Raw genomic sequence first — 19,239 nt, 5'->3', positions numbered from 1 at the left:
GGATAATTTTCGTTAACGTATTGAATCTGGTTAGAAAATAAAGTTGATAATGAGGTCCGTGAATGCCCCGCAGCACCTGGTTCAAAGCATTATTGTTGTTTGTTGCCCTTTGGGCACCCTTAAGTCAGGCAGAAACGGGATGGCAGCCGATTCAGGAAACCATCCGTAAAAGTGATAAAGATAACCGCCAGTATCAGGCTATACGTCTGGATAACGGTATGGTGGTTTTGCTGGTTTCTGACCCGCAGGCGGTTAAATCGCTCTCGGCGCTGGTGGTGCCCGTTGGGTCGCTGGAAGATCCCGAGGCGTACCAGGGGCTGGCACATTACCTTGAACATATGAGTCTGATGGGTTCGAAAAAGTACCCGCAGGCTGACAGTCTGGCTGAATACCTCAAAATGCACGGCGGCAGCCACAATGCCAGCACGGCACCGTATCGCACGGCTTTCTATCTGGAAGTTGAGAACGACGCCTTACCCGGTGCGGTAGACCGCCTGGCCGATGCTATTGCTGAACCCTTGCTCGACAAGAAATACGCCGAACGTGAGCGTAATGCGGTGAACGCTGAATTAACCATGGCGCGTACGCGTGATGGGATGCGCATGGCACAGGTCAGCGCAGAAACCATTAACCCGGCACACCCAGGTTCAAAGTTTTCTGGTGGTAACCTCGAAACTTTAAGCGATAAACCCGGCAATCCGGTACAGCAGGCGCTGAAAGATTTCCACGAGAAATATTACTCTGCCAATCTGATGAAGGCGGTTATTTACAGCAATAAACCGTTGTCGGAGTTGGCAAAAATGGCGGCGGACACTTTTGGTCGCGTGCCGAACAAAGAGAGCAAAAAACCGGAAATCACCGTGCCGGTAGTCACCGACGCGCAAAAGGGCATTATCATTCATTACGTCCCGGCGCTGCCGCGTAAAGTTCTGCGCGTTGAGTTTCGCATCGATAACAATTCAGCGAAGTTCCGTAGTAAAACGGATGAATTGATTACCTATCTGATTGGTAATCGCAGCCCAGGTACACTTTCTGACTGGCTGCAAAAGCAGGGATTAGTTGAGGGCATTAGCGCCAATTCCGATCCTATCGTCAACGGCAACAGCGGCGTATTAGCGATCTCTGCGTCTTTAACCGATAAAGGTCTGGCGAATCGCGATCAGGTTGTGGCGGCCATTTTTAGCTACCTCAATCTGTTACGCGAAAAAGGGATTGATAAACAATACTTCGATGAACTGGCGAATGTGCTGGATATCGACTTTCGTTATCCGTCAATCACCCGTGATATGGATTACGTTGAATGGCTGGCAGATACCATGATTCGCGTTCCTGTTGAGCATACGCTGGATGCAGTCAATATTGCCGATCGGTACGATGCTAAAGCAGTAAAAGAACGCCTGGCGATGATGACGCCGCAGAATGCGCGTATCTGGTATATCAGCCCGAAAGAGCCGCATAACAAAACGGCTTATTTTGTCGATGCTCCGTATCAGGTCGATAAAATCAGCCCACAAACTTTCGCTGACTGGCAGAAAAAAGCCGCCAATATTGCGCTCTCCTTACCGGAGCTTAACCCTTATATTCCTGACGATTTCTCGCTGATGAAGTCAGAGAAGAAATACGACCATCCAGAGTTGATTGTGGATGAGGCGAATCTGCGTGTGGTGTATACGCCGAGCCGTTATTTTGCCAGCGAGCCTAAAGCCGATGTCAGCCTGATTTTGCGTAACCCGAAAGCCATGGACAGCGCCCGCAATCAGGTGATGTTTGCGCTCAATGATTATCTTGCCGGACTGGCGCTTGATCAGTTAAGCAACCAGGCGTCGGTTGGTGGCATAAGTTTTTCCACCAATGCTAACAACGGCCTTATGGTTAATGCCAATGGTTACACCCAGCGCCTGCCGCAGCTGTTCCAGGCTCTGCTGGAGGGCTACTTTAGCTATACCGCTACGGAAGATCAGCTTGAGCAGGCGAAGTCCTGGTATAACCAGATGATGGATTCCGCAGAAAAGGGCAAAGCGTTCGAGCAGGCGATTATGCCCGCGCAGATGCTCTCGCAAGTGCCGTACTTCTCGCGAGATGAACGGCGCAAAATTTTGCCTTCAATCACTTTGAAAGAGGTGCTGGCCTATCGCGACGCCTTAAAATCAGGGGCTCGACCAGAGTTTATGGTTATTGGCAACATGACCGAAGCCCAGGCAACAACGCTGGCACGCGATGTGCAAAAACAGTTGGGCGCTGATGGTTCGGAGTGGTGTCGTAACAAAGATGTCGTGGTCGATAAAAAACAATCCGTCATCTTTGAAAAAGCCGGTAACAGCACCGACTCCGCACTGGCAGCGGTATTTGTACCGACTGGCTACGATGAATACACCAGCTCAGCCTATAGCTCTCTGCTGGGGCAGATCGTACAGCCGTGGTTCTACAATCAGTTGCGTACCGAAGAACAGTTGGGCTATGCCGTGTTTGCGTTTCCAATGAGCGTGGGACGTCAGTGGGGCATGGGCTTCCTGTTGCAAAGCAATGATAAACAGCCTTCATTCTTGTGGGAGCGTTACAAGGCGTTTTTCCCAACCGCAGAGGCAAAATTGCGGACGATGAAGCCAGAAGAGTTTGCGCAAATCCAGCAGGCGGTAATAACCCAGATGCTGCAGGCACCGCAAACGCTCGGCGAAGAAGCATCGAAGTTAAGTAAAGATTTCGATCGCGGCAATATGCGCTTCGATTCGCGTGATAAAATCGTGGCCCAGATAAAACTGCTGACGCCGCAAAAACTTGCTGATTTCTTCCATCAGGCGGTGGTCGAGCCGCAAGGCATGGCTATTCTGTCGCAGATTTCCGGCAGCCAGAACGGGAAAGCCGAATATGTGCATCCTGAAGGTTGGAAAGTGTGGGAGAACGTCAGCGCGTTGCAGCAAACAATGCCCCTGATGAGTGAAAAGAATGAGTGATGTCGCCGAGACACTAGATCCTTTGCGCTTGCCCTTACAGGGCGAGCGCCTGATTGAAGCCTCTGCCGGCACAGGCAAAACCTTTACGATTGCGGCGCTCTATTTGCGCCTGTTACTTGGACTAGGCGGTTCTGCCGCCTTTCCCCGCCCGCTGACCGTTGAAGAACTGCTGGTGGTGACCTTTACCGAGGCTGCCACGGCAGAATTGCGCGGTCGTATCCGTAGCAATATTCACGAGTTGCGTATCGCCTGTCTGCGTGAAACCACCGACAATCCACTGTACGAACGCCTGCTGGAAGAGATCGACGATAAAGCGCAAGCCGCGCAGTGGTTGTTGTTAGCCGAACGGCAGATGGATGAAGCGGCAGTCTTTACTATTCACGGTTTTTGCCAGCGCATGCTCAACTTGAATGCCTTTGAATCCGGCATGCTGTTTGAGCAGCAGCTGATTGAAGATGAGTCTCTGCTACGCTACCAGGCCTGCGCCGATTTCTGGCGTCGCCACTGCTACCCGCTGCCGCGTGAAATTGCCCAGGTGGTCTTTGAAACCTGGAAAGGGCCGCAGGCGTTGCTGCGCGATATTAATCGTTATCTGCAAGGCGAAGCACCGGTTATCAAAGCACCGCCGCCCGATGATGAAACGCTGGCTTCCCGCCACGCGCAAATTGTGGCGCGTATTGATACGGTAAAACAGCAGTGGCGCGACGCAGTGGGTGAACTGGATGCGCTGATCGAATCTTCTGGTATTGATCGACGCAAGTTTAACCGTAGCAATCAGGCTAAATGGATCGAGAAGATCAGTGCCTGGGCAGAAGAAGAGACCAACAGTTATCAGTTACCGGAGTCGCTGGAAAAATTCTCTCAGCGTTTCTTAGAAGATCGCACGAAAGCCGGGGGGGAAACCCCGCGACATCCACTGTTTGAGGCGATCGATCAACTGCTTGCAGAACCATTGTCGATCCGTGATCTGGTGATCACCCGCGCATTGGCTGAGATCCGCGAAACAGTAGCGCGTGAAAAACGCCGCCGTGGCGAATTGGGTTTTGATGACATGTTAAGTCGGCTCGATTCCGCGCTGCGTAGCGAAAGCGGCGAGGTGTTGGCAGCGGCGATCCGTACGCGATTCCCGGTGGCAATGATTGATGAATTTCAGGATACCGACCCCCAGCAGTACCGAATATTTCGCCGTATCTGGCACCATCAACCGGAAACTGCATTGTTGCTGATTGGCGACCCGAAACAGGCTATATATGCATTCCGTGGAGCGGATATCTTCACTTATATGAAGGCGCGTAATGAAGTTCACGCGCACTACACCTTAGACACCAACTGGCGCTCAGCACCTGGAATGGTGAACAGCGTGAATAAGCTTTTCAGCCAGACTGATGACGCGTTCATGTTTCGCGAAATACCATTTATTCCAGTGAAATCAGCCGGCAAAAATCAGGCGTTACGTTTTGTATTTAAAGGTGAAACGCAGCCTGCGATGAAAATGTGGCTGATGGAAGGCGAAAGCTGCGGCGTTGGCGATTATCAAAGTACCATGGCGCAGGTATGTGCTGCGCAAATCCGCGACTGGCTACAAGCCGGACAGCGGGGCGAAGCGTTGCTGATGAACGGCGACGACGCGCGTCCGGTGCGTGCTTCGGACATCAGTGTGCTGGTGCGCAGCCGCCAGGAGGCCGCTCAGGTGCGCGATGCCTTAACGCTGCTGGAAATCCCTTCCGTTTACCTTTCGAACCGCGACAGTGTTTTTGAAACTCTGGAAGCGCAGGAGATGCTTTGGCTGTTGCAGGCGGTGATGACACCAGAACGTGAGAACACCCTGCGCAGTGCGCTGGCAACGTCAATGATGGGGCTGAATGCGCTGGATATTGAAACGCTGAATAATGACGAACATGCGTGGGATGCGGTAGTCGAAGAGTTCGATGGTTATCGGCAAATCTGGCGCAAACGTGGCGTTATGCCGATGCTGCGGGCGCTGATGTCGGCGCGTAACATTGCAGAAAACTTGCTGGCAACAGCAGGCGGTGAGCGGCGTCTTACCGATATCTTGCATATCAGCGAATTGCTACAAGAAGCCGGAACGCAGCTGGAAAGTGAACATGCGCTGGTACGCTGGTTATCGCAACATATCCTCGAGCCAGACAGTAATGCCTCCAGCCAACAAATGCGTCTCGAAAGTGATAAACATCTGGTGCAGATTGTCACGATCCACAAATCGAAAGGGCTGGAATATCCATTGGTCTGGCTGCCGTTTATCACCAATTTCCGCGTCCAGGATCAGGCGTTTTATCACGATCGCCACTCGTTTGAGGCTGTTCTGGATCTTAATGCTGCGCCAGAAAGCGTCGACCTCGCGGAGGCCGAACGTCTGGCGGAAGATCTGCGTTTGCTTTACGTGGCGCTGACGCGTTCGGTTTGGCATTGCAGTCTCGGCGTTGCACCGCTGGTGCGCCGTCGTGGCGATAAAAAAGGTGACACCGACGTCCACCAAAGTGCGCTCGGGCGTTTGCTGCAAAAAGGGGAACCGCAAGATGCGGCAGGGCTTCGCACCTGTATTGAAGCGTTATGCGATGATGATATTGCCTGGCAAACGGCACAAACGGGTGATAACCAGCCCTGGCAGGTTAATGATGCTTTAACTGCAGAACTGAATGCGAGGACGCTACAACGATTGCCTGGCGATAACTGGCGCGTCACCAGCTATTCAGGTTTGCAGCAGCGTGGTCACGGTATCGCCCAGGATTTGATGCCACGATTGGATGTTGATGCCGCAGGCGTGGTCAGCACCGTAGAAGAACCGACGTTAACACCGCATCAGTTCCCGCGTGGTGCGTCACCAGGGACATTCTTGCACAGTTTGTTTGAAGACCTCGATTTTACCCAGCCGGTTGACCCGAACTGGGTACAGGAAAAACTGGAACTCGGCGGCTTTGAATCGCAGTGGGAACCAGTGTTGACCGAGTGGATCACGGCTGTCCTCCAGGCACCTCTCAATGAAACGGGTGTTAGCCTGAATCAGCTTTCCGACCGCGATAAACAGGTGGAGATGGAGTTTTACCTGCCGATTAGTGAACCGCTCATCGCCAGCCAGCTTGATGCACTAATTCGCCAGTTTGATCCGCTATCCGCTGGCTGCCCGCCGCTGGAGTTCATGCAGGTACGCGGCATGTTAAAAGGCTTTATCGACCTGGTGTTTCGCCACGAAGGGCGTTATTACCTGCTCGACTATAAATCTAACTGGTTGGGTGAAGACATTTCGGCATACACCCAGCAGGCGATGGCAGCGGCGATGCAGGCACATCGCTATGATCTGCAATATCAGCTTTATACCCTGGCGCTGCATCGTTATCTGCGCCATCGCATTGCTGATTACGACTATGAACGCCACTTTGGCGGCGTTATCTATCTGTTCCTGCGTGGCGTTGATAAAGAACATCCGCAACAAGGGATTTACACAACCCGACCCAACGCCGGGTTGATTGACCTGATGGATGAGATGTTTGCCGGTATGACCCTGGAGGAGGCGTAATGAAATTGCAAAAGCAATTACTGGAAGCTGTGGAGCACAAACAGCTACGCCCGCTGGATGTGCAATTTGCCCTGACCGTGGCGGGAGATGAACATCCTGCCGTCACCCTCGCGGCAGCCCTGTTAAGCCACGACGCCGGGGAAGGGCATGTCTGTTTACCGCTCTCACGACTGGAAAATAACGAGGAGTCACATCCGCTGTTAGCAACCTGCGTCAGCGAAATCGGTGAGTTACAAAATTGGGAAGAATGCTTGCTGGCTTCACAAGCGGTCAGCCGGGGAGATGAACCAACGCCGATGATCCTCTGTGGTGATCGTCTTTATTTGAATCGCATGTGGTGTAACGAGCGCACAGTGGCACGCTTTTTCAACGAAGTGAATCATGCCATTGAGGTTGATGAAGCTCTACTGGCGCAAACCCTGGACAAACTTTTTCCAGTAAGCGATGAAATTAACTGGCAAAAAGTGGCGGCGGCAGTGGCGCTGACGCGGCGGATCTCGGTGATTTCCGGCGGCCCTGGCACCGGTAAAACGACCACCGTAGCGAAGTTGCTGGCAGCGTTAATTCAAATGGCAGACGGCGAACGCTGCCGTATCCGTCTGGCTGCACCAACGGGTAAAGCTGCCGCGCGCTTAACCGAATCTCTCGGCAAGGCTTTGCGCCAGTTACCGCTGACCGATGAACAAAAGAAACGCATTCCGGAAGATGCCAGCACTTTGCACCGATTGCTGGGTGCGCAGCCGGGTAGCCAGCGTTTACGTCATCATGCCGGTAACCCGCTGCATCTTGATGTGCTGGTGGTAGATGAAGCGTCAATGATCGATCTCCCCATGATGTCGCGCCTGATCGATGCGTTGCCCGATCATGCCAGAGTGATCTTCCTCGGTGATCGCGATCAACTGGCCTCAGTTGAGGCTGGAGCTGTGCTGGGCGATATCTGCGCTTATGCCAATGCCGGCTTTACCGCCGAGCGTGCCGGGCAGCTAAGCCGCCTGACGGGAACTCACGTTCCGTCAGGAACTGGCACAGAAGCGGCATCTTTGCGCGACAGTCTCTGCCTGCTGCAAAAAAGCTATCGTTTCGGCAGCGATTCTGGCATTGGTCAGTTAGCTGCGGCGATCAACCGTGGTGATAAAACGGCAGTGAAAACCGTTTTTCAGCAGGATTTTACTGATATCGAAAAACGGCTTTTACAGAGCGGCGAAGACTATATTGCGATGCTTGAGGAGGCTCTTGCGGGTTACGGGCGTTATCTGGATCTGCTGCAAGCGCGTGCCGAGCCGGATTTAATCATTCAGGCGTTCAATGAATACCAGCTTTTGTGCGCCCTGCGGGAAGGGCCGTTTGGCGTGGCTGGATTGAATGAGCGAATTGAGCAGTTTATGCAACAGAAGCGCAAAATTCATCGTCATCCGCACTCACGCTGGTACGAAGGCCGGCCGGTAATGATTGCCCGCAATGACAGCGCGCTTGGGTTGTTTAATGGTGATATCGGCATTGCGCTGGATCGTGGGCAGGGGACGCGCGTCTGGTTTGCGATGCCGGATGGCAATATTAAGTCTGTGCAACCGAGCCGCCTGCCAGAACACGAAACCACGTGGGCGATGACGGTACATAAATCGCAGGGATCGGAGTTTGACCATGCGGCGTTGATTTTACCGAGCCAACGCACGCCAGTTGTAACGCGAGAGCTGGTTTACACTGCGGTGACCCGCGCGCGTCGCCGTCTGTCGTTGTATGCCGATGAGCGCATATTAAGTGCGGCAATCGCCACTCGTACTGAGCGGCGCAGTGGTCTGGCGGCGTTGTTTAGTTCGCGGGAATAAACGTGATTGCCTGATGCGACGCATGCGCGTCCTGTCATGCCTCCGGGCATTGCGCATATGCGCATCTGGCGATTTCCGTCGCTTACCCTAAATCCGCCATCAACACCTTTGATTTGATGTAGGTCGGATAAGGCGTTCACGCCGCATCCGACGATGAGCGTCAATACCTGATGCGATGCTAGCGTGTTTATCATGCCTCCAGGCATTGCGCATGTCGCATCTGGCGATTTCCACCACTTACCCCAAATCCGCCATCAACACTTTGGATTTACGCTGGTAGTTGTACAACTGCTTTTTGCTCTCGGGCAGTAAATCAATATCCACCGGGGTAAATCCACGTTCCTGGAACCAGTGAATACTGCGCGTGGTCAGTACAAACAATTTGCTTAATCCGCTTTGCTTCGCCTGAGCGGCAATGCGCTCCAGCAAAACCTCGCCCCTTGATGAGCTGCGGTAATCCGGGTGAACGGCCACACAGGCCATTTCCCCAATCTTCTCTTCCGGGAACGGATAGAGTGCTGCGCAGGCAATAGTCGTGTTATCGCGCTGAATAATAGTGAATTTGTCGATTTCCATCTCCAGTTGCTCGCGAGAACGGCGTACCAGAATACCTTGCTGCTCCAGTGGGCGAATCAACTCCAGAATGCCGCCAATATCGTTGATGGTTGCGCGACGAATTTGCTCGGCGCTTTCCATCACAATCTGCGTACCGATACCGTCACGTGAGAACAACTCTTGCAACAGCGCGCCATCTTCCTGGTAACTAATTAAATGACAGCGACGTACGCCGCTGCGGCAGGCTTTCACCGCACCACGCAAAAAGCGCACCGTACCGGAGTTGTAATCGCCTTTCTCTTCCTGAGCTTCTACCCGCGCTTGTGCTTCGTTAGGGAAAAGCTCGGAGACAATATCGCCGTCGTCATTAGTGACGCCCTGTGAAGAGCAAAAACCAATCATCTTTTCAGCTTTCAGTTTGATGGCCAGTTGAGTGGCGATCTCTTCCGAGGTCAGATTAAAGCTCTCGCCAGTGACTGAAACCGCGACCGGCCCCAGCAGCACTATCGCACCGCTGTCCAGTTGACGATGAATCGCATCTTCGTCAATCCGCCGGATACGCCCGCTATGGCAGTAATCCACACCGTCATCCACGCCCAGCGGCTGGGCAATAATAAAATTGCCACTGACGACGTTGATATGCGCGCCCTGCAGCGGCGTGTTATTGAGACTCATCGACAGGCGAGCAGTAATGTCCAGTTGCAATGTTCCCGCAGCCTGCTTCACCAGTTCTAGTGTTTTGGCGTCGGTCACGCGTATATTTTTGTGATATAGCGGTTCGTGGTGATGCGCTGCCAGATTCGCATCGATCTGCGGGCGCGCTCCATAGACCACGACCAGACGGATGCCGAGGCTGTGCAGCAACCCGATATCATTAACGATACTGGAGAAATTCTCATGCTCAATGGCTTCACCGCCGAGCATGATGACAAACGTTTTTCCCCGGTGGGTATTGATATAAGGAACCGAATGGCGGAATCCCTCGACCAACTCGGTTTTACGTTCCTTCACCACGGTACACCTCTTTGCATGATTATTCGTAATTATTGTATTTTTATTCTGTTTTTTCACTGGGTGCAAGTGCGAATTTTACGCATGAGCAACTTTTTTATCAGTAATGCCGTGAATATAAAAAGAATGTTTACCGTTTATTAGATGACAGATTATGCGTCTTTCGCTAAAGTTTCCGGTCAAATTAGTCGTTTATTTGTTACACAGCTTAGATTTTTTTGCTCGGGAGATGCATGTCGGGATCCAACACAGCAATCAGCCGTCGTCGTTTACTGCAAGGCGCGGGTGCCATGTGGCTATTGAGCGTAAGTCAGGTCAGTCTGGCTGCGGTCAGCCAGGTCGTGGCGGTGCGCGTCTGGCCTGCGTCCAGCTACACCCGTGTGACGGTAGAATCTAATCGTCAGCTGAAATATAAGCAGTTCGCGTTGAGTAACCCTGAACGCGTGGTGGTGGATATCGAAGATGTAAACCTGAACTCAGTGCTCAAGGGGATGGCGGCACAAATTCGTGCTGATGACCCGTTCATCAAGTCGGCGCGCGTCGGGCAGTTTGACCCGCAAACCGTGCGGATGGTTTTTGAGTTAAAGCAAAACGTAAAACCGCAGCTGTTTGCCCTTGCTCCGGTCGCCGGGTTTAAAGAGCGTCTGGTGATGGATCTCTATCCTGCCAATGCTCAGGACATGCAGGACCCGCTGCTGGCGCTGCTGGAGGATTACAATAAAGGCGATCTCGAAAAGCAGGTGCCGCCTGCGCAGAGTGGCCCGCAGCCAGGCAAAGCAGGGCGCGATCGTCCGATTGTCATTATGCTTGACCCTGGCCATGGCGGCGAAGACTCCGGTGCGGTGGGGAAATACAAAACGCGTGAAAAAGACGTGGTATTGCAAATTGCCCGCCGTTTGCGCTCTCTGATTGAGAAAGAGGGCAATATGAAAGTTTACATGACCCGTAATGAAGACATCTTCATTCCGTTGCAAGTGCGCGTAGCAAAAGCACAGAAACAGCGTGCTGACTTGTTTGTCTCTATTCATGCCGATGCCTTTACCAGTCGCCAGCCGAGCGGTTCCTCTGTGTTTGCGCTCTCTACCAAAGGTGCAACCAGTACCGCGGCAAAATATCTGGCGCAAACTCAGAACGCCTCGGACTTGATTGGTGGCGTGAGTAAGAGCGGCGACCGTTATGTCGACCACACTATGTTCGATATGGTGCAGTCGCTGACCATTGCCGACAGTCTGAAGTTTGGTAAAGCTGTGTTGAATAAGCTCGGTAAAATCAACAAGCTGCATAAAAATCAGGTTGAACAAGCCGGGTTTGCCGTGCTGAAAGCGCCTGATATACCCTCCATTTTGGTCGAAACGGCGTTTATCAGTAACGTTGAGGAAGAACGTAAACTGAAAACGGCAACCTTCCAGCAGGAAGTTGCGGAATCAATCCTCGCAGGGATAAAAGCGTATTTTGCCGATGGGGCGACGCTGGCGAGAAGGGGATAATGTTTTTATTTATTCAATGAATTTATATTTCGTTGAATAGATAATATTTACCTGAATATTAGACGTTGGTTTTGTGACTGATGTCGAATATTTGAATGTCGGCTTGAAAAATAAGCCGACCATCTCTTTAATTAAGCACAATTCCGTGTAATGTATATGCATTAGTTAATCATCTTGTAACTGTTAAATCAGGCAAGGCAATGTTTGAAGTAATTATTACTTCTGACGTGCCTTGCCTTTTTTTTTGGAGCTATGGAATGATCATCGAAAAAGTCATGAACAATAATTGTGTACAGGCATCGATGAATGGACAGGAGGTTATCATTTCTGGGCCTGGCGTCGGTTACAACAAAAAATATGGAATGTCGGTCCCTGAGCATCCGGCTAACCGGATTTTTTATGTCAGAAATGAACAAAAAAATAAACTCTACAAATTGATTGAACATGTGGATATTGAGTATGTTTTTGTTGCCGAAAAAATAGTGCAATATGCGGAGAACAATCTCGAAAAAAATCTCAATCCATCGCTACTATTGATTCTTGCTGATCATATTTCGAATGCAATATCCCGAGTCGCTTCAGGCATACAAATTAATAATGTTTTCCTTGATGAAATCAAAGCGTTGTACAAAGCAGAGTATGCGATAAGTCGCGATGCATTAACTATCATTAATGAGCAATTCAGCGTTCAACTTCCTGATGATGAGATTGGTTTTATAGCATTGCATATCTTAAATAATTATGAAAATTCAGTTGATTATGAATCAGTACGGATTATTGAGTTGTCGCAAATAATCACGGGGCTTATTGAAGTTGTTTATAACAGAAAGGTGGACAGAAGTTCATTTAATTATTCCAGGTTCATGATACACCTTAAATATTTTTCAAGTCGCGTATTATGCAATGAAAAAATAAAACAGAAAGATATTGGTGATCTCTATGAACAGTTTCTTGAGAAAGACATTCTGTTACAGCGCGCAATTCATGAAATTGAAAGGTATTTGTACGCCACTTTTAAATATGAATTGATTTTGGAAGAAAAACTATATCTCTCTATTCGCACCAAAGTATTAATGGACTAATTATATATAACATTTATATGAGATAACCCGCATGAAACAAAAGAAAGCCTGGAGTTTTTTTCAGAGCCTGGGAAAGGCATTTATGTATCCCATCGCTCTGCTAAGTGTATGTGGCATGATGTTAGGGCTAGGAAGTGGTTTAGCCAGCGATGATATGGCAAAATTAATTCCACTACTGGCTATTCCCGTAATTAAAACCATTCTTGATTTTATTGTTAGCCTTGGTTTGTTTGCCTTTGTCAATTTACCTGTATTGTTTGCGATAGCTATACCTCTGGGGTTATTAAAAGAGAAAGAGGATAAAGCCTATGGCGCTTTTTCTGGCTTAATTGGTTTCATGGCGATGCATCTGGGAACGAACTTTTATCTTAAACAACATGACTTATTGGTCGCTGCTGATCAAATGTCGACACATGGGCAAACCATTATTCTGGGAATCCAGTCCTACAATACCAGTGTGTTGGGTGGGATTATAGCAGGATTATTAGTCGCCAGTATGTATAAAAAGATCGTTAACTTACGTATTCCTGAATCATTAGGATTTTATAGTGGCCCACGCCTGGTGCCTATTATTACACTGATTGTGATGAGCGGATTTGGTCTGATCATCCCTTTTATCTGGCCGCCATTTTTCAATCTTTTCATGCTCATTGGCCACTGGATTTCAACTTCCGGTCCTGTTGGCTATTTTTTCTATGCAGTCGCCGAACGCGTGACGATACCTTTTGGTTTAAATCACCTGGTGACGTCAGTTTTCCGCTTTACCCCCATCGGCGGATCGGCAGTGATCGGCGGCGAAGAGTATTATGGCACCCTGAACATGTTTATGGCGTACGTCAAAGAGAATGCGGTCATTCCGCTGGATTTGGCGGGGAAAATGGAACAGGGCAAACTGATGATTCAGTATGGTCTGGCTGGTGCCGCGCTGGCGATGTATCGCACTGCTCATGCTCAAAACAGAAAAGCTATCAAAGCATTGCTTATTTCCGGGGTGCTTACAGTCATTATTGGCGGCGTCAGCGAACCGATTGAGTTTCTGTTCTTATTTGTCAGTCCACTGCTGTTTGTCTTCCATGCCTTTATGAATGGATTCGCCAACATGGTCTTGCCATATATGGGCGTGAAGATGGGATTTACTGGCGATCTGATTCAATTTATTAGCTTTGGCGTATTGCGTGGCACAAGAACAGGTTGGCCAATAGCGGTGTGTGTCGAAGTGGCCTATTTCTTTATTTATTACTTTGTGTTCCGTTGGACTATTCTCAAATTTAACCTGATGACGGTAGGCCGTGAAGAGTCCAGTCCTGTCACGCTGAACGCTCATGAGGATACGGCTATAGCGGATATCCCAACGCTTGATAAATCAGAGCTGCAAGCAGCGGAGCAGATGGTTAAGGCACTTGGTGGTAAAGAGAATATTAAATCCCTGGATAATTGCGTAACTCGTTTACGTTTAACAATCGCAGATATGGGATTGATTGACGAGGCAGCAATAAAAAGAGCTGGCGGAATTGCGGTTGTTAAACTTGATCAAAATACCCTACAAGTCATTATCGGTACTAAAGTCATCGCCTTGCGTCGGGATATGGATAACTACATGGGGATATGCTGATGGATGTTTTTAATACTCCTATTTCCCGCAAAGGAACATATTGTACCCAATGGGACTTTTGCGAGGACAGATTTGGTGTAAAAGATGTATTACCATTCTCTATTTCAGATATGGATCTTCCGATACCGGAAGCTATCATCAGGGCATTAAGAAAACGTCTGGAACACCCGATTTTAGGGTACAGCCGTTGGCAGCATGATGACTATCTGAATACGATAGTCAATTGGTATCATCAACAATATAAAACTGAAATCAAACCAGAATGGATCACCTATAGCCCAAGCGTGATGTACTCCATTGCTAAAGCAATAGAGTTATTGACATCGCATGGTGATAATATTCTCGTTTTTACACCTGTCTATAATGCATTTTTTGATATAATTAAACATAGCGAGAGAAATATTCTGACAGCCTCTTTGATTATAAAAAATGAGGGGGGCTACGCTATCAACTGGCAAGATTTTGATCTTAAGATTCAAAGCGCAAAGATGGTGTTATTATGTAATCCTCATAACCCGACAGGAACCGTCTGGTCGGAAGAAGATCTGCATAAAATCGCTGCAAGCTGTGCAAGACATAATGTCTGGTTATGTTCAGATGAAATTCACAGTGATTTTGTTTTTAATCGTAGCTTTACATCTGCGCTTAAAATAAAAAATGAAAAAGTAGTGGTGTTTAATTCGATATCGAAGACATTTAATGTTCCTGCGCTAACAGGATCGTATATGATTTCAACTGACGATAATTTTAATCATAAGTTCAGAACGATATCAAGATATCGCGATTTTGTAAACTCCCCATCCGTACTGAATATAATTGCAACTATTATTGCCTATAACGAATGTGAGGGATGGTTAACGTCATTAAAGGCACATATTGCCTCTAACATTCAATTCACCCAGCAGTATCTGAACGAAAATACTCCAGAATTGATCGTAAGGCCTGCTGATGGTTGCTATTTTTCGTGGATAGATTGCTCTGCTATTGGTTATCCCTTTGATGAATTCTACAGTCGATTAATTCATGAAGGCAAAGTGGGCATTATGGCGGGGAATGTCTATGGAACGGAGGGGGAGGGCTACCTTCGTCTGAACCTGGCCTGCGGTCGAGAAAAATTATATATGGGGCTTACGCGTCTTGCGAGTGTAATTAAAAATATTAATCAAGGAAAATAAAAATGAACAGCACGGATCTTATCCATCTCATTAAACATTTTATGCGTAACGAACATAAAGCAGTTGAAGAAGTTATTGATTCCCCCCTTTCGGAGGTCGCAAATTTAATTAAAGTATTACAGTCTTGTCAGGGGAAAGTTGTTTTTATTGGTGTCGGTAAGTCCGGTATTATTGCCCGAAAACTCGCCGCAACATTTGCCAGCACTGGAACTCCCTCGTTTTTTGTTCACGGTACTGAAGCCGTACACGGCGATCTTGGGATGGTGGCGAAAGATGATGTTGTTATTCTTATTTCAAACAGTGGTGAGACGACAGAAATCCTGGCAACACTACCTAGTCTGAAAAAAATGGGTAATTATTTGATCTCCTTTACCCGCAGTCATCGCTCATCGCTTGCGATAAGTTGTGATTTATCCGTTGAAATTCCCGTAAAAAGTGAGGCGGATAATTTAGGTTTAGCGCCGTCATGCTCATCAACAGTCGTTCTGGTTGTTGGTGATGCGGTGGCGCTTGCGCTCTCCGAATTGAAAAAGTTTACTCGTGCTGATTTCGGCTTATATCATCCAGGAGGTGCGCTCGGTATTAAAGCAAATTCATAATTTTAGAATATAAAACAGTAACCGGTCACGCCATCTTTTGGGGTGGCGTTCATTGATGTGAGTGTCAGCTATGAAAAACGTTCTGGTCACCGTTCCCAGCTTTTCAGCGCGTTGTGTTTCTGCCAGCAAGCTGCTAAGAGAAAATCATTTTAACCTTATTATCAAGAATAATGTGGAGCATCTGGTTAAATCAGAATCCACAGTATTACGAGAATCTATTTGCGCAGTCATTGCCGGAAAAGATTGTTATCAAGCGGATACGTTATCGCGACTACCAAGAGTGAAAATAATATCGAGATTCGGGACAGGGATTGATAATATTGATCTTTATACGGCTCGACAATCAGGTATTGTGGTCAATAATGCTGTTGGGATTAATTCAAATGCAGTCGCGGAATTTATCATTGGTCTTATTTTTGCGAGCATGAGAAATATCCCCGGTAGCTATCATGCGATGCAAAATGGTTATTGGGGCGAGTCGCATGGCTGCGAGTTACAAGGTAAACGTATTGGCCTGCTTGGCTACGGCAATATTGGCAAAACACTGGCGAAAAGGTTATCTGGTTTTGATGTTGAGCTTTTAGCTTTTGACAAACAACCCGATTTCCAGGCCGCAGGCAAAGATGGAGTTCAGTTCGTATCAATTGAAGATATCTTTATGCAGTCTCATGTCATCATCGTTCTTTTGCCATTTTCTCCGGAGCTGGAGAACTTCATTAGTCATAAATATTTGTCGATGATGCGCAATGGTGCTCTTATCATCAACGCCGCAAGGGGAAAGTTGCTGGATGAGGGTGCTTTACTTCAGGTAATTGAAGAACGAAATGTTTTTGCAGCGCTGGATGTGTTTAGCTCTGAACCGCTAGCGCAATTTAGCCCATTGCTACATGCCAGGAATATCATTACAACGCCGCATATTGCGGCCGCCACCGTTGAGTCATACCAGCAAACCGGGATATACGTTGCCAGGTCGATAATAGATTTCTTTGCAGGAAGGGAGATAAAAAACGTGCTGTGAGTTCAGCTAAGGAAGATTTCAGGTACAAAAAAACCGCAATTTGTGAAACACATTGCGGTTTATCAGCATCATAAGTATTGGTTGCGGGGGCCGGATTTGAACCGACGACCTTCGGGTTATGAGCCCGACGAGCTACCAGGCTGCTCCACCCCGCGTCCGTGGATGCGCACTATACTCCGCTCGCGTTTTCATGCAACCTTTTTTTTACCCAGATCACGGATTTGGTATGATTTTGAGCAAAAACAAATCACTAAAGCCTGTTTTTTGTGCAAAATTTGCGTCAGGGAGAGGCTGCTCATTTCATTAAACGCGGCGGTTTGTTATCTTCATTGCGCCTTATTTTTTAAACTGAAGAAGAGAACAATGAAAGGACGTTGGGTAAAGTACCTTCTTATGGGCACGGTTGTGGCAATGCTTGCCGCCTGCTCTTCCAAACCAACCGATCGCGGACAGCAATATAAAGACGGGAAATTTACCCAGCCTTTCTCTCTGGTAAACCAGCCAGATGCCGTTGGCGCGCCAATTAACGCCGGTGATTTTGCCGAGCAAATTAACCATATCCGTACTTCGTCACCGCGTCTGTATGGCAACCAGAGTAATGTTTATAATGCGGTGCAGGAGTGGCTACGCGCAGGCGGTGATACCCGCAATATGCGTCAGTTCGGCATTGACGCCTGGCAGATGGAAGGTGCCGACAACTATGGCAACGTGCAGTTTACGGGCTATTACACGCCTGTCATTCAGGCGCGCCATACCCGTCAGGGCGAGTTCCAGTATCCTATTTACCGTATGCCGCCAAAACGTGGTCGTCTGCCGTCTCGTGCGGAGATCTACGCGGGAGCATTGAGCGATAAATACATCCTCGCTTACAGCAACTCTCTGATGGATAACTTCATTATGGATGTGCAGGGTAGCGGGTATATCGATTTTGGTGATGGCAGTCCGCTTAACTTCTTCAGCTATGCCGGAAAGAATGGTCATGCCTATCGCAGTATTGGTAAGGTGCTGATTGACCGTGGCGAAGTGAAAAAAGAAGATATGTCGATGCAGGCGATTCGTCACTGGGGTGAAACACACAGTGAAGCCGAGGTTCGCGAGCTGCTGGAACAGAACCCGTCTTTCGTCTTCTTTAAACCGCAATCTTTTGCTCCGGTGAAAGGGGCAAGTGCGGTGCCGCTGGTTGGTCGCGCTTCAGTTGCGTCCGATCGTTCCATTATCCCACCTGGTACAACCTTACTGGCAGAAGTGCCGCTGCTGGATAATAACGGCAAATTTAACGGTCAGTACGAACTACGGCTGATGGTGGCGCTGGATGTCGGTGGTGCAATCAAAGGCCAACACTTCGATATTTATCAAGGTATCGGGCCGGAAGCCGGACACCGCGCAGGTTGGTACAACCACTATGGACGTGTTTGGGTGCTGAAAACCGCCCCGGGCGCAGGTAACGTCTTTAGCGGCTGATGTGTTATTCTGTATACCGTTTTGACGGATACGACAGGGTGAGGGATAACCTCGCCCTTTTTAATTCTGAGGTGCTATGTCTGTGGTAATTAGTGATGCATGGCGTCAGCGTTTTGGTGGCACTGCGCGTCTGTATGGTGAAAAAGCGTTGCAACTGTTTGCTGATGCGCATATTTGTGTGGTCGGTATCGGTGGCGTTGGTTCCTGGGCGGCGGAAGCGTTGGCGCGTACGGGGATTGGCGCAATCACGCTTATCGATATGGATGATGTGTGCGTCACTAATACCAATCGGCAAATTCACGCGCTGCGAGATAACGTCGGGCTGGCCAAAGCGGAAGTCATGGCCGAACGTATTCGCCAGATTAACCCGGAGTGCCGTGTAACGGTGGTGGATGACTTCGTGACGCCGGATAACGTAGCGCAATATATGAGTGCCGGTTATTCGTACGTGATTGATGCCATTGATAGTGTGCGACCCAAAGCGGCGCTGATTGCTTATTGTCGGCGCAACAAAATCCCTCTGGTCACGACTGGTGGTGCTGGTGGGCAGATTGATCCGACGCAGATTCAGGTTACCGATCTGGCGAAAACGATTCAGGACCCGCTGGCGGCGAAGTTGCGCGAGCGCCTGAAAAGCGATTTTGGCGTAGTGAAAAACAGCAAAGGTAAGCTCGGCGTGGATTGCGTGTTCTCTACCGAAGCGCTGGTGTACCCGCAGTCAGACGGTACGGTGTGCGCGATGAAAGCCACGGCAGAAGGGCCGAAGCGGATGGATTGTGCATCTGGATTTGGTGCGGCGACGATGGTGACCGCCACCTTTGGTTTTGTTGCGGTTTCTCATGCGTTGAGGAAGATGATGGCGAAAGCGGCGCGTCAGGGGTAAACAATCAGGTCGGATGCGACGTGAACGTCTTATCCGACCTGGTT

General features: G+C 49.1%; 12 protein-coding genes and 1 tRNA gene. 11 read left to right on the top strand and 2 right to left on the bottom strand.

Annotated features, from left to right (window positions below; genetic code table 11):
- Nucleotides 1-62 precede the first annotated feature (62 nt).
- Genes ptrA through recD form a run of 3 tightly spaced genes read left to right on the top strand, consistent with a single transcriptional unit; the run spans nucleotide 63 to nucleotide 8,312 of the window.
- Nucleotides 63-2,951, top strand: a complete 2,889-nt coding sequence (gene ptrA, locus ATB02_RS14500) for a pitrilysin (RefSeq protein WP_105271804.1) — start codon at nucleotides 63-65, stop codon at nucleotides 2,949-2,951.
- Nucleotides 2,944-6,486: an exodeoxyribonuclease V subunit beta gene (recB, locus tag ATB02_RS14495; protein ID WP_105271803.1), complete on the top strand. Its 3,543-nt coding sequence runs from the start codon at nucleotides 2,944-2,946 to the stop codon at nucleotides 6,484-6,486. Before ptrA ends, recB begins: the two co-directional genes overlap by 8 nt.
- Nucleotides 6,486-8,312 carry an exodeoxyribonuclease V subunit alpha gene (recD, locus tag ATB02_RS14490; protein ID WP_000775992.1) on the top strand — a complete coding sequence of 609 codons (1,827 nt, stop codon included), beginning with the start codon at nucleotides 6,486-6,488 and terminating at the stop codon, nucleotides 8,310-8,312. The genes recB and recD overlap by 1 nt, the downstream gene beginning before the upstream one ends.
- Before the next feature lie 237 nt (nucleotides 8,313-8,549).
- On the opposite strand, the gene argA is transcribed toward recD, so the two are convergent.
- Nucleotides 8,550-9,881, bottom strand: a complete 1,332-nt coding sequence (gene argA / locus ATB02_RS14485) for an amino-acid N-acetyltransferase (protein WP_000237940.1) — start codon at nucleotides 9,879-9,881, stop codon at nucleotides 8,550-8,552.
- Nucleotides 9,882-10,111: 230 nt separating this feature from the next.
- On the opposite strand from argA, the gene amiC reads away from it, so the two are divergent.
- The 6 genes from amiC to ATB02_RS14450 all read left to right on the top strand — a co-directional run bounded on the left by amiC (nucleotide 10,112) and on the right by ATB02_RS14450 (nucleotide 16,851).
- Nucleotides 10,112-11,365: an N-acetylmuramoyl-L-alanine amidase AmiC gene (gene amiC / locus ATB02_RS14475; protein WP_000016907.1), complete on the top strand. Its 1,254-nt coding sequence runs from the start codon at nucleotides 10,112-10,114 to the stop codon at nucleotides 11,363-11,365.
- 257 nt (nucleotides 11,366-11,622) lie between these two features.
- Nucleotides 11,623-12,447 (top strand): PRD domain-containing protein, encoded by an 825-nt coding sequence (locus ATB02_RS14470; RefSeq protein WP_001318021.1) that lies wholly within the window; start codon nucleotides 11,623-11,625, stop codon nucleotides 12,445-12,447.
- Between the two features lie 31 nt (nucleotides 12,448-12,478).
- Nucleotides 12,479-14,059 (top strand): PTS transporter subunit EIIC, encoded by a 1,581-nt coding sequence (locus ATB02_RS14465; protein WP_000810571.1) that lies wholly within the window; start codon nucleotides 12,479-12,481, stop codon nucleotides 14,057-14,059.
- Nucleotides 14,059-15,234: a MalY/PatB family protein gene (locus ATB02_RS14460; RefSeq protein ID WP_105271801.1), complete on the top strand. Its 1,176-nt coding sequence runs from the start codon at nucleotides 14,059-14,061 to the stop codon at nucleotides 15,232-15,234. Before ATB02_RS14465 ends, ATB02_RS14460 begins: the two co-directional genes overlap by 1 nt.
- A gap of 2 nt (nucleotides 15,235-15,236) precedes the next feature.
- On the top strand, nucleotides 15,237-15,833 hold the full coding sequence (locus ATB02_RS14455; protein WP_001089172.1) for a KpsF/GutQ family sugar-phosphate isomerase: 597 nt from the start codon (nucleotides 15,237-15,239) through the stop codon (nucleotides 15,831-15,833).
- 70 nt (nucleotides 15,834-15,903) lie between these two features.
- Complete coding sequence (locus tag ATB02_RS14450) at nucleotides 15,904-16,851, top strand: phosphoglycerate dehydrogenase (protein WP_105271800.1); 948 nt, start codon at nucleotides 15,904-15,906, stop codon at nucleotides 16,849-16,851.
- A gap of 78 nt (nucleotides 16,852-16,929) precedes the next feature.
- Here ATB02_RS14450 and ATB02_RS14445 read toward each other — a convergent pair.
- Nucleotides 16,930-17,006, bottom strand: a tRNA-Met gene (locus ATB02_RS14445).
- Between the two features lie 208 nt (nucleotides 17,007-17,214).
- Between ATB02_RS14445 and mltA the strand changes: the two genes are divergently transcribed.
- Complete coding sequence (gene mltA, locus ATB02_RS14435; protein ID WP_000678652.1) at nucleotides 17,215-18,312, top strand: murein transglycosylase A; 1,098 nt, start codon at nucleotides 17,215-17,217, stop codon at nucleotides 18,310-18,312.
- Between the two features lie 76 nt (nucleotides 18,313-18,388).
- Entirely contained in the window at nucleotides 18,389-19,195 is an 807-nt protein-coding gene (gene tcdA / locus ATB02_RS14430) for a tRNA cyclic N6-threonylcarbamoyladenosine(37) synthase TcdA (protein WP_105271799.1), read from the top strand.
- Nucleotides 19,196-19,239: the final 44 nt, after the last annotated feature.

The sequence above is a fragment of the Escherichia sp. MOD1-EC5189 genome, from assembly GCF_002966045.1.
In the GTDB taxonomy this organism is placed as follows: domain Bacteria; phylum Pseudomonadota; class Gammaproteobacteria; order Enterobacterales; family Enterobacteriaceae; genus Escherichia; species Escherichia coli_F.
Note: the sequence above shows the minus strand (reverse complement) of the source record. Positions and strands in the feature narration are given on the sequence as shown.